Source organism: Paenibacillus amylolyticus, from assembly GCF_003719335.1.
Lineage (GTDB): Bacteria > Bacillota > Bacilli > Paenibacillales > Paenibacillaceae > Paenibacillus > Paenibacillus amylolyticus_D.
Genome location: NZ_RIAS01000021.1, coordinates 1 through 12304, shown reverse-complemented (window position 1 = coordinate 12304; position 12304 = coordinate 1). Strand labels below are relative to the sequence as shown.

Annotated in this window: 9 protein-coding genes; 8 read left to right on the top strand and 1 reads right to left on the bottom strand. The window is 45.8% G+C overall.

Going from position 1 to position 12304, the window contains the following annotated elements; genetic code table 11:
• The first annotated feature begins 44 nt into the window (after window positions 1–44).
• The 6 genes from dnaA to gyrB all read left to right on the top strand — a co-directional run bounded on the left by dnaA (window position 45) and on the right by gyrB (window position 6434).
• Complete coding sequence (gene dnaA / locus EC604_RS26280) at window positions 45–1391, top strand: chromosomal replication initiator protein DnaA (protein ID WP_123066988.1); 1347 nt, start codon at window positions 45–47, stop codon at window positions 1389–1391.
• 233 nt (window positions 1392–1624) lie between these two features.
• Window positions 1625–2767 carry a DNA polymerase III subunit beta gene (gene dnaN, locus EC604_RS26275; RefSeq protein WP_123066987.1) on the top strand — a complete coding sequence of 381 codons (1143 nt, stop codon included), beginning with the start codon at window positions 1625–1627 and terminating at the stop codon, window positions 2765–2767.
• A gap of 18 nt (window positions 2768–2785) precedes the next feature.
• Complete coding sequence (yaaA, locus tag EC604_RS26270) at window positions 2786–3001, top strand: S4 domain-containing protein YaaA (RefSeq protein ID WP_090923608.1); 216 nt, start codon at window positions 2786–2788, stop codon at window positions 2999–3001.
• A 57-nt stretch (window positions 3002–3058) separates the two neighbouring features.
• Window positions 3059–4171, top strand: a complete 1113-nt coding sequence (recF, locus tag EC604_RS26265) for a DNA replication/repair protein RecF (RefSeq protein WP_123066986.1) — start codon at window positions 3059–3061, stop codon at window positions 4169–4171.
• A 13-nt stretch (window positions 4172–4184) separates the two neighbouring features.
• Entirely contained in the window at window positions 4185–4433 is a 249-nt protein-coding gene (gene remB / locus EC604_RS26260; protein ID WP_090923610.1) for an extracellular matrix regulator RemB, read from the top strand.
• Between the two features lie 90 nt (window positions 4434–4523).
• Window positions 4524–6434, top strand: coding sequence for a DNA topoisomerase (ATP-hydrolyzing) subunit B (gyrB, locus tag EC604_RS26255; RefSeq protein WP_123066985.1), 1911 nt, complete (start codon window positions 4524–4526; stop codon window positions 6432–6434).
• Between the two features lie 62 nt (window positions 6435–6496).
• Here the strand turns inward: gyrB and EC604_RS26250 are convergent, their stop codons facing one another.
• A complete protein-coding gene (locus EC604_RS26250) occupies window positions 6497–7450 on the bottom strand; it encodes a YheC/YheD family protein (RefSeq protein WP_161557061.1) in 954 nt (317 codons plus the stop codon).
• A gap of 426 nt (window positions 7451–7876) precedes the next feature.
• On the opposite strand from EC604_RS26250, the gene gyrA reads away from it, so the two are divergent.
• Window positions 7877–10435, top strand: a complete 2559-nt coding sequence (gene gyrA / locus EC604_RS26245; RefSeq protein ID WP_123066983.1) for a DNA gyrase subunit A — start codon at window positions 7877–7879, stop codon at window positions 10433–10435.
• A 225-nt stretch (window positions 10436–10660) separates the two neighbouring features.
• Complete coding sequence (locus tag EC604_RS26240; protein ID WP_123066982.1) at window positions 10661–11776, top strand: HD-GYP domain-containing protein; 1116 nt, start codon at window positions 10661–10663, stop codon at window positions 11774–11776.
• Window positions 11777–12304: the final 528 nt, after the last annotated feature.

Sequence of the window (12304 nt, the reverse complement as noted above, 5' to 3'; positions counted from 1 at the left end):
ATGGCTTAAGCCACACTTGGAACATGTAAAAGGAGTGACAGTCTGTGGACAGCCATACTTCTGATTTATGGCAGCAAATTCTATCAATCATACAAAATAAACTCAGCAAACCCAGCTTCGACACCTGGTTCAAAGCAACCAAGGCTACCAAGCTGAACGATCGGACGATCGTCATCTCCGCCCCAACCACGTTTGCCGTCGAATGGTTGGAGAGCCGTTACACCAAACTGGTTGGTTCGACGGTCTATGAACTGCTTGGCAAACAGGTCGATGTGAAATTTGTCATCGAGGAGAACAAACCTGTAGAACCAGATCCGCAACTGCCGGCGCCGACGCCGACAGTTGTTCAGGAAGAAGCCGTGCTTAGCATGCTGAATCCTAAATATACGTTCGACACCTTTGTCATTGGGCCGGGTAACCGTTTTGCCCACGCCGCATCGCTGGCGGTCGCTGAGGCGCCCGCCAAAGCCTACAATCCTCTTTTTCTATATGGAGGCGTAGGACTTGGCAAAACCCACTTGATGCATGCCATCGGACATTATATTTTGGAGCATAATCCGAGTAGCAAGGTGGTTTATTTGTCATCTGAGAAATTCACGAATGAGTTCATCAACTCCATCCGTGATAATCGCGGTGAAAGCTTCCGTAACAAGTACCGGAGCGTAGATATTCTGCTTATTGATGATATTCAGTTCCTTGCCGGGAAAGAATCAACACAAGAGGAATTTTTCCATACGTTTAATGCGCTGCATGAGGAACGGAAGCAGATCATCATCTCCAGCGACAGACCGCCGAAGGAAATTCCAACTCTGGAGGAGCGGCTTCGCTCTCGGTTTGAATGGGGATTAATTACGGATATTCAGCCTCCTGATCTGGAGACGCGGATTGCGATTTTGCGTAAAAAAGCGCGTGCGGAGAATCTGGATATTCCAAATGAAGCGATGATGTACATCGCGAACCAGATCGATACGAACATCCGGGAGCTTGAAGGAGCTCTGATTCGTGTCGTTGCTTACTCTTCACTGACCAATCAGGACGTTAGTTCTCATCTGGCAGCTGAAGCACTGAAGGATATCATTCCTTCCAGCCGTCCCAAAATGATCACAATTCAAGACATCCAACAAAAGGTCGGCGAATACTACAGCCTCAAGCTTGAAGATTTCAAAGCACGGAAACGGACGAAAGCTGTTGCTTTTCCTAGACAGATCGCTATGTATCTCTCTCGTGAATTGACAGACTTTTCTCTGCCCAAAATCGGGGATGCTTTTGGAGGACGAGATCATACCACGGTCATTCATGCCCATGAAAAAATCTCTCAAGCGATCAAGAACGATCAGGATCTCTATAAAGTTATCAACAGCTTAACCGAAAAAATTAAGAATCCAACCTGAACAAGTCCCAAGCCTATGCACAACGTGTACACATGTGGATAGGCTTAATTTTATGGGTTTAACCCTACTTATCCACATATTCAGTGCCCCTATTACTATTATTACTATAAAGATCTAAAGATATCTTCTCCAAAAAGCCGTTGCAAAGCACGGCCTTCGGCCTTTCGATAAACACCTTTTTAAGACCAGATCAAAACCAAAAGACATCTAAAAAATCCGCTAGGAGTGAAACCATGAAAATCAGCATAATGAAAAGTTATCTTAACGAATCTATTCAACAAGTATCCAAAGCGATCTCCAGTCGTACGACGATTCCTATTCTGGGCGGTATCAAATTCGACGTAAATCACCAAGGTGTAACGTTGACAGCAAGTGACACAGATATCTCGATCCAGTCGTTTATCCCGCTTGAAGAGGGAGACAAAAGTGTTGTTCAAGTAGAGCAACCAGGCAGCGTTGTTCTTCCAGCCAAATTTTTCGTAGAGATCATTAAAAAGTTGCCTTCCCAGGAAGTGCATATGGAAGTCAAAGAAAACTTCAACACGTTTATATCTGCAGGAGCAACGGAGATTCAACTTGTAGGTCTGGACCCGGAAGAGTTCCCGGTACTGCCAAGCATTGAAGAGAACCAAACAGTCTCCATTCCTGGAGATTTGCTGAAAAATATGATTAAACAAACTGTGTTCTCCATTTCCACCCATGAAACGACACCGATTCTGACAGGTGTACTCTGGAGTCTTGGTGACAACGAGTTGAAATTCGTGGCAACGGACCGTCATCGTCTTGCTACACGCTCGGCAATGCTGGATAATGCAGAGGGTATCCGTTTCAACAACGTCGTCATTTCTGGTAAAACACTGAACGAGCTGAGTAAAATCGTTCCTGACCAGAACACACTTGTGGATATCGTTGTCGCAGATAATCAGGTCTTGTTTAAAATTGACCGCGTATTGTTCTATTCCCGTATTTTGGACGGAACATATCCGGATACTTCTAGAATTATTCCAACGTCATACAAAACAGAACTTGTTTTGGACACAAAAAAATTAAGTGAATCGATTGACCGGGCTTATTTGCTGTCGCGTGAGGAAAAAACAAACATTGTGCGCATGCAGACGATGGACTCCGGCACGATTGAAATATCCTCCAGCTCCTCCGAGCTTGGTAAAGTACGAGAAGAGATCGAACCGGCTGAATTTACGGGTGATCCGCTTAAAATCTCGTTTAACTCCAAATACATGCTGGATGTACTGAAAGTGGTGGAAAGTGAGCAACTGATGATTGCCTTTACCGGTGTAATGAGTCCGATTATCCTGAAACCACTGGACGACAGTCAGAGCCTATACGTCATCCTGCCTTATCGGACGACCAACTAACGAAAGGAAGATCACACGATGAAGCAAGTATCGATTCGTACGGAATATATTAAGCTTGACCAATTTTTGAAACTCGCAGACTGCATCCCTACCGGAGGTATGGCGAAAGCCCTCCTCCAAGAAGGACTTGTTCGTGTGAATAAAGAGGCTGAAGAACGCCGTGGACGGAAGTTATACCCTGGGGATATCGTTGAGGTAGACGGAGAAGGAACGTTCGAAGTGGTTGCAGAGTAGAAAACAAGGTGCAATCCTGCTGCCTCCTGACGGACGGGATAAAAGGGAGGTTAACGCGTGTTTGTAAACAGCATAGAGTTGCAGCAATACCGCAATTATGAGCATCTGAAGCTGGATTCGTTTGGACCCGTCAATCTGTTGATTGGACAAAACGCTCAGGGCAAGACCAATCTGGCCGAGGCTATTTTTGTGCTGGCACTAACCAAGAGCCACCGCACCTCCCGAGATAAGGAATTGATCCGATTCGGGGAAGAACGGTCAAGGCTCACCGCCGAGGTCGACAAAAAATACGGAGCAGTTAAGCTGGAACTGTCTTTATCACAGCAAGGGAAAAAGGCAAAGATTAACGGTCTGGAGCAGCGTAAATTAAGCGATTTTGTCGGTTCTCTCAATGTGGTGATGTTTGCCCCTGAAGATCTCGAGATTGTCAAAGGCACACCGGGGGTACGCCGCCGGTTCCTTGACATGGAGATCGGGCAAGTGGCTCCAGGTTATCTCTATCATCTGCAGCAGTATCAGAAGGTGCTGGTGCAGCGGAATAATTTGCTCAAGCAACTGTGGGGAAAAGGGGATTCGGCTCAAGCGATGCTGGAGATCTGGAACGAACAGCTTGCAGAGCACGGTGTTAAAATCGTCAAAAAAAGGAAACAATTCATAAAGAAACTTCAAAAATGGGCAGAAACGATCCATCAGGGGATTACTGGAGGTGGAGAAGTCCTGCGTCTGGCCTACCTTCCTTCCTTCAGCGAAGCCGCTGAGGAAGATGAAGCTGTCTTAATGGAGCAATTTATGATAAAATTATCACAAATGAAAGAGCAGGAGATTCGCCGAGGCACAACGCTGAGTGGGCCACATCGGGATGACCTGTCCTTTTTCATTAACGAACGGGAAGTACAAACGTACGGCTCTCAGGGGCAGCAGCGCACGACAGCGTTGTCTCTTAAGCTTGCGGAGATTGAACTGATTCATGAAGAGATCGGAGAATATCCGGTTCTGTTGCTGGATGACGTATTATCCGAACTCGATCCTTTTCGTCAGACCCAGCTGATCGAAACATTCCAAAGCAAGGTACAGACTTTTATTACTGCTACGGGAATTGAGAGCCTGAACGTTGACAAGCTTAAAGACGCTAGTATCTATCACGTTCATGCCGGACAGGTGGAACGCTAAGGAGTGAGGGCTTATGTACATTCATCTGGGCGGTGAAAAAATCATCCGTTCTTCTGAGTTGGTTGCTATTTTTGATATATCGATTGAGAAATCCTCAAAAATATCCAAGCAGTATGTTACACATGCCGAACAGGAGAAAACCGTTGAACATATCGGTGAAGAGGAAGCAAAGTCCATTGTGGTGACGAAAAACATTGTGTATTACTCACCGATCTCCTCTGCCACGCTTAAGAAGCGTGCTCACCATTTTCCTGATCTATAGCGGATATTCAAGAGAAAACTCCTATGTCTGCTAATATTCTTAAGTTAACGCATATTCAAGATATTGAATCTATAGAAGTAGGTGAAAGGCATGTCTATGAATCAACCGTCATATGATGCGAATGAAATTCAGGTCCTTGAAGGACTGGAAGCCGTACGTAAACGTCCGGGGATGTACATCGGTTCCACCAGTGCCAAAGGTCTGCATCATCTGGTCTGGGAAGTAGTGGACAACAGTATCGATGAAGCGCTGGCGGGTTACTGTGATCATATCGAAATCAGTATCCATGAAGACAACAGCGTAACCGTTGTGGATAATGGACGGGGTATTCCAGTTGGCGAACATGCCAAAATGAAACGTCCAGCTCTGGAAGTCGTTATGACTGTTCTCCATGCAGGGGGTAAATTCGGCGGAGGCGGGTATAAGGTATCCGGTGGTTTGCATGGTGTAGGTGTATCCGTTGTCAACGCACTCTCTGAGAAAGTGGTCGTCACTGTAAAACGGGATGGTCATATCCATCAGCAGGAATACCGCCGCGGTGCTCCGCAATATGACCTCAAAGTGATCGGTACAACAGACGAGACAGGAACGACTGTAACGTTCCATCCCGATCCTGAAATTTTTACAGAAACGACTGTATATGACTACGAAACATTGCTTACACGTGTCCGTGAGCTGGCTTTCTTGAACAAAGGCATTGGTCTAACGTTAACGGATGAGCGTACTGGTGCAACCAATTCCTTCATGTACGAGGGAGGGATCATTGAGTATGTATCTTTCCTGAATCAAAAGCGTGAAGTGCTGCATGAGAATCCGATCTACGTTGAAGGTTCGCGGGATAACATTCAGGTGGAGGTTGCACTGCAATACAATGACAACTACACCGAGAATATTTATTCCTTTGCCAACAATATCAACACCCATGAAGGTGGAACGCACGAGTCCGGTTTTAAGAGTGCACTTACACGGATTATTAATGACTATGCCCGTAAAGCGGGTGTAATCAAGGATAGCACCGGCAATCTGTCTGGTGACGATGTGCGTGAAGGTCTGACGGCCATTATTTCGGTCAAAATCCCGGAACCGCAATTCGAAGGACAAACGAAAACAAAGCTCGGAAACAGTGAAGTACGTGGTATTGTGGAGTCTTTGTTTGCAGAGAAGCTGCAGGAGTTCTTGGAGGAGAATCCTTCCGTATCCCGTCGTATTTTGGAAAAAGGATTGCAGGCTGCCCGTGCCCGTGAAGCGGCTCGTAAAGCTCGTGAACTGACACGCCGTAAAGGCGCGCTTGAAGTCAGCTCGCTGCCGGGTAAGCTGGCGGACTGTTCATCCAAAGATGCATCCATCAGTGAATTGTACATCGTCGAAGGGGACTCTGCCGGCGGTTCAGCCAAACAGGGTCGTGACCGTCACTTCCAAGCGATTTTGCCGCTTCGTGGTAAGATTCTGAACGTGGAAAAGGCACGCCTTGACCGTATTCTGGGCAATGCCGAGATTCGTGCGATTATCACAGCGATGGGAACAGGGATCGGCGATGATTTCGACATTTCCAAAGCACGTTATCACAAAATTATCCTGATGACCGATGCCGACGTTGATGGTGCCCATATCCGGACACTGTTGCTGACATTCTTGTATCGTTACATGCGCAAAATCATTGAGGCTGGTTACGTATATATTGCACAGCCACCACTCTTCAAGATTGAGCGTAACAAAGTCATTCGTTATGCAGGCTCCGAGAAAGAGCGTGACGAGATTATCGCTTCCTTGGGTGAGAACGCCAAGTTCAACATTCAGCGGTACAAAGGTCTGGGCGAGATGAATGCCGGACAGCTGTGGGAAACCACGATGGACCCGGAAAGCCGTACGATGTTGCAAGTATCGATTAGCGATGCGATGCTCGCGGATGCCATGTTCGACACCTTGATGGGAGATAACGTCGAACCTCGTCGTGACTTCATCCAGGAGAATGCAAAATACGTGAAAAACCTCGATATTTAACGAGTTGCGAAGAGGCGCCTGTGAGGGCGCCTTTTTTATATTATGAGAGGCTATGCGCTTATTTATCTGACTGTCCGTCGTTTAACGGCTGAAGCTTGCGCTTTGGAAGCTTTAGAAGTTGCCTTTTTCGTTTTGCCCTTTTTGGAGGGTAAGCGTCCATAAGCAATGGCATAACGTTTGATCTTACGATAAGCCGCCTTATCTGGAAGCAGACCGAAGGCGTAGATGCCTGGCAGTGTATTAACCTCCAGGATCCAGGGCCGCCCGTGGTCATCCAAAGCGATATCAATCCCGATCTCTTTGAGTCTGGGAAAAGAACTTTGCAATTGGACAGCAGTATGAATACCGAGGCGGCGCAATTCGTGCTCAAGCTTTTGATATCCTTCCCTTTTGAGTTGCGGGAGTACAAGTTCTTCAAAGGTGGCCAGACGGCCGCCTCCGTGGATATTGGTAATGATTTTACCTGGTGCAGCAACCCGTCCCAGTATACCTGTCGTTTCCCAGCTGTGCTGTGGGTTCTTCTGGGTTAATACACGCAGGTCAAAAGGTAATCCCCCATGTGTCATCAGCGGAATGCCCTGTTGAATAATGTAGTCACGTTTCTGAATACGTTCGTTCAATGCGTTCTCAAGTTCTGTGAGCGAATGAAAGACTCGCTCTTCTGTTCCATGTTGCAGATGATAGGTCGTCAGATCGGACATGGTTGGAGGATTAAGATCTGAGTCTACCGAATCGGGTGAGGTGGATTCATCGGGAGCTTCATCACTTGTGGATTCGGTTGTTGAATCTGCGGAACGAGGGACTTCTATTGAGGTGCGAACTGTCCTTACCCGCATCACCCCATTACCGTAAGTTCCCCGGTCGGGCTTAATAAAATTTGCTGGGAATAACTCGGTCATTCGTTCTAGTGTTTGCGAGCTATATTTTCGGGTCACTGGTATATATTCATTGACATGACGACTGCGTTGCAAAATGGCCGTTTTAGTCCATTTGCTGGAGACACGCTGGATACTCATGTGCATCAGTCCTTTCTTGGTTTTGATCCGTTGTGCTGAGGGACATTATGCAGAAAATCAAAGGACAAGAGATGATTTCAGTGGTATAATAGAGGAATATGGCGATTTGTGCTGTCAGCCAATAAAATTGCAGTTTGATTGCCACGCGGGAACGGCTCTAGCCTTGATTGGACAGTACATATGCCGCTTTTCTAGCATTGTATGTGCAATTGCAGAGGAAGGCAGGGCGAACCCCCAGACACGCTCAAGTTCCCGGAAGAAAGGCTATTGCCCAGCGGACGTTTAATTGTGTAACTTTTGTGAAAGTAATATAATAAAGAGTAGCGTTCTTGCGCGGTTTTAGCCTTGTTAGGCTTTTCACATATATTAATTTTTTGGAAATGATTGATTTGGAACGTTTGTTGAAGGACAAGAAGGAGGTCCAGCATGGCGGAAGAAATGAACTCGCAGATTAAAGATCGGGATATTGGCGTCGAGATGCGTGAATCGTTTATGGATTATGCGATGAGCATCATTGTGAGCCGTGCCCTGCCAGATGTGCGTGATGGATTGAAGCCGGTTCACCGGCGTATCCTGTACGCAATGTCGGAGCTTGGCATGACACCTGATAAACCACATAAAAAATCAGCCAGAATCGTCGGCGAAGTTATCGGTAAGTATCACCCGCACGGTGACTCTGCCGTTTACGAGACGATGGTACGGATGGCTCAAGACTTCTCCCTGCGTTACATGCACGTGGATGGTCACGGTAACTTCGGTTCAGTCGATGGCGATATGGCTGCAGCGATGCGTTATACTGAGGCACGTTTGTCCAAAATTGCAATGGAAATGCTCAGAGATATCAACAAAGATACGATTGACTTCCAACCGAATTATGATGGTGAAGAAAGTGAACCCGTTGTTCTGCCGTCTCGTTTTCCTAACTTGCTTGTTAACGGGGTCGGTGGGATCGCCGTAGGTATGGCTACCAATATTCCCCCTCATAATTTGGGCGAGGTTATTGACGGCGTACAGGCCATGATCCAAAATCCAGACATTACATCCATGGAATTGATGGATTATATTCAGGGGCCAGACTTCCCTACTTCCGGTTATATTCTGGGACGCTCAGGCATTCGTCAGGCTTACCAGACTGGACGCGGATCGGTAACGATGCGTGCCAGAACGAATATCGAGGAGAACAACAACAAAGCTCGAATCGTTGTTACAGAGCTTCCGTACCAGGTGAATAAAGCCAGGCTCGTAGAGAAAATTGCTGAGTTGGTTCGTGACAAAAAGATCGATGGCATTACCGACCTTCGTGATGAATCTGACCGTAACGGTATGCGGATTGTGATAGAGCTTCGCAGGGACGTTAACCCTGGGGTTGTACTGAACAATCTGTACAAGCATACATCGATGCAGTCCACGTTCGGCATTAACATGCTGGCAATTGTAAATAAAGAACCGAAGATTTTGAATCTGCGTGAAGTGTTGTATCACTATTTGCAGCATCAGATCGAGGTTATTCGTCGTCGTACACAATTCGAACTGAGAAAAGCGGAAGCTCGTGCTCACATTCTGGAAGGTTTGCGTATTGCATTGGATCACATCGACGAGATTATTACGTTGATCCGTTCATCCAGCAATACAGATGCCGCTAGAGAAGGTTTGATTGAGCGTTTCTCACTCAGTCATGACCAGGCGCAGGCGATTCTGGATATGCGTCTGCAACGTCTGACAGGTTTGGAACGTGAACGGATCGAGAACGAGTACAACGAATTGATGGTCAAAATCAGCGAGTATCGCGAAATTTTGGCTAATGAGCATCTTGTACTTGAGATTATCAGTACAGAGCTACAAGAGATCCGTGAGCGCTTTGGTGACGATCGCCGCACCGAGATCACGGTTGGGGAAGAGAGTATTCTGGATGAGGATCTGATTCCACGCGAAGAAGTAATCATCACGATTACCCATACGGGTTACGTTAAACGTCTGCCTGTATCTACCTACCGTAGTCAAAAACGCGGAGGACGTGGTGTTGTAGGGATGGACACGAAGGATACTGACTTTGTCGAGCATCTTTTCGTAACCAACTCTCACAATTACCTGATGTTCTTCACGGATAAAGGTAAAGTATACCGGTTGAAAGCCTACGAGATTCCGGAGCTTGGACGGACAGCGCGCGGGACACCGATTATCAATCTGATTCAGATTGAGCAGGGAGAATCCGTCAATGCGGTTATTCCGGTACAGGAATTCGAGAGCGACAAGTATCTGTTCTTTGCAACACGTCAGGGTGTAGTGAAGAAAACGCCGCTTGAAGATTACACCAATATCCGTAAAGGTGGTCTCATCGGGATTTCCTTGCGTGATGATGACAGCCTGATTGATGTGAAACTGACGGACGGGCAGCAAGAGATTATTATGGGTACAGCTCATGGAATGTCTATTCGCTTCTCGGAAGGTAATGTGCGTTCTATGGGACGTAGCGCTACCGGGGTTAAGGGTATCACGCTTGATGATCAGGATGCAGTTATCGGTATGGATGTCGTAGATTCTGATTTGGATGTTCTGATCGTTACAGCCAAAGGATACGGTAAACGGACTCCAGTTAGTGATTACCGGATGCAAACCCGTGGCGGTAAAGGGATCAAGACGATCAATGTTACCGAGAAGAATGGTGCTGTTGTCAGCCTCAAAATGGTTAAAACCGAAGAGGATCTGATGATTATCACATCCAGTGGTACATTGATTCGGATGAGCATGGATGGCATCTCAACCATGGGTCGTTATACACAGGGTGTGAAGCTGATTCATATCCGTGAGGAAGACGCTGTGGCTACCGTGAGCCGCATCGATAAAAATGAAGAAGAACCCGACGAAGATAACATTGAAGCAATGGAAGCTGGGGTGTCTTCTCTTACAGAGTCAAATCTGGAAGAGAACATGACATCTGAGGCCGAAGCTGATGTTCAAGGTGATGATTCAGGTTCGGAAGAATAACATAGGTATCTTGTTTATCAAATCGTTCAGAAGATTGGAACAGGATAGGAAAGGCTCCCTTTATGGGGGCCTTTTTGATATGTACAGATGAAATGATGGAAGCTTCAAAATCTAGGATGTACAGCCTGTTTTCTGAGTAATATAATGGGAAATAACATGAGAAACCGGGACTATGGTCTTGTATTGTCATCATCTTAAGAAGAACGATGAGTGAGGGGAATCACTATGGGATTAATTACCCTGTCAGAAGTCAAACCAGGACTGAAGTTGGGAAGTGATGTGCAGACGTTGCGTGGCAATGTGTTGCTTCAAAAGGGTAAAATTATTTTACCCAAAGATATGGAAGTCCTCAGGGCGTTTATGATTCATCAGGTAGATATCGAACAAGACAGGACAGGAACTAGCAGTGGTGGTTCCAAAGGAGCAACTGGACCCGGCGGAGCATTAGGAACAGCCGTCGCTGAGAAGAATGGTGATCGGACAAGTACAATGGTTTCAGCTCCGGTTATTACGCTTCAGGACGAATACGAGAAAATGGTTACGTTGACTAAAAACGCCTTTCTCTCCTCATTGGCTGCCGAATTGCCCGTTTATGAGTTACGGACACAACTTGAGGCTCTGTTCATGCATCTCAAGCAATATAATGTGCTCACCTTCACTCCACGCAATATGAAAGAGCATGATTATGTATATCACCATGCCGTGCTGAGCGCAATTACATCCTATCAACTGGCTCAGTGGATCGATCTTCCCTCCAAGGATTGGATGCAGGTTGCCTTTGCTGGATTGTTCCATGATATCGGTAATAACAAGGTTGATCCGCAGATTCTTCATAAACCTTCTTCTCTAACAGCCGAGGAGCAGGAGGAAATCAGGCAACACAGTAAATATGGTTATCAGATTCTTAAACAGGCTAAAGCGATTAATGAGGGTGCAAGACTCGCAGCACTGCAGCATCATGAAAAAGTGGATGGATCGGGTTATCCCCTGCAACTTACCGGTACGCAGATTCATATCTATGCCAAAATCGTAGCTATTGCAGATATTTTCCATGCAATGACCCTGGAGAAGGTCTATCGAAAGGCTCAATCTCCATATCTGGTGTTGGAACAAATTCAAAGCGAGGCATTTGGTAAGCTTGAACCTTCTATTGTGAATGTGTTTGTACAGCGCTCCACTCAAATTCATAATGGGATTCGGGTAAAACTGAGTAATAGCCAAATTGGGGAAATTATCTTCTCGGATCGAAATCATCCTACACGGCCAATGGTATCTGTAGAAGGATCGATTATCAATCTAATGCAACAAAGACAGTTATATATACAGGAAGTACTCGGTTGAATACGTATCTAGATTTATAGGTGGGAAGACCTTCTCATAACGAGAGGGTCTCCTCTTAATTTTTAATTAGTCGTTCATAGATCATCGTTTATAAGTAAATTTAGTGATTATATGAGCCAACTAAAGTTAAGTTTCAAGATATGATATGAATTTAGAAAAAAAACTTGCATTCAACTTCTATACATGGTATATTCTAATTCCGGCCAAGAAAACACAATTAACACGGTGCGGCAAGCAGTGAATTAAGAAAGCTTCGAAAGAAACTTCAAAAAAAGCTTGCAAAGTTGGTTCGGAAGTGATATGATATAAAAGTTACTGATGCGAATGAGTAAAGGTAACTAAACAAGTTTGATCTTTGAAAACTGAACAACGAGTGAGTAAACATTCTGCTTGCAGAATGACGTGAAGGTTTTTGGTACATGCCATCTGGCTGTATGAAAACTGGAACACAAATGAGATTTTTAATCTCGTCAGATTCAAAATGAGCTTATCGCTCTTTTCAATAACTTTATTGGAGAGTTTGATCCT

Bases quoted from the DNA above. Each gene is read 5' to 3' on its own strand.
- yaaA (WP_090923608.1), top strand. From the start codon at position 2,786: ATGAAGCAAGTATCGATTCGTACGGAATATATTAAGCTTGACCAATTT.
- dnaN (WP_123066987.1), top strand. From the start codon at position 1,625: ATGAAAATCAGCATAATGAAAAGTTATCTTAACGAATCTATTCAACAA.
- remB (WP_090923610.1), top strand. From the start codon at position 4,185: ATGTACATTCATCTGGGCGGTGAAAAAATCATCCGTTCTTCTGAGTTG.
- EC604_RS26250 (WP_161557061.1), bottom strand. From the start codon at position 7,450: ATGAGTATCCAGCGTGTCTCCAGCAAATGGACTAAAACGGCCATTTTG.
- gyrB (WP_123066985.1), top strand. From the start codon at position 4,524: ATGTCTATGAATCAACCGTCATATGATGCGAATGAAATTCAGGTCCTT.
- EC604_RS26240 (WP_123066982.1), top strand. From the start codon at position 10,661: ATGGGATTAATTACCCTGTCAGAAGTCAAACCAGGACTGAAGTTGGGA.
- gyrA (WP_123066983.1), top strand. From the start codon at position 7,877: ATGGCGGAAGAAATGAACTCGCAGATTAAAGATCGGGATATTGGCGTC.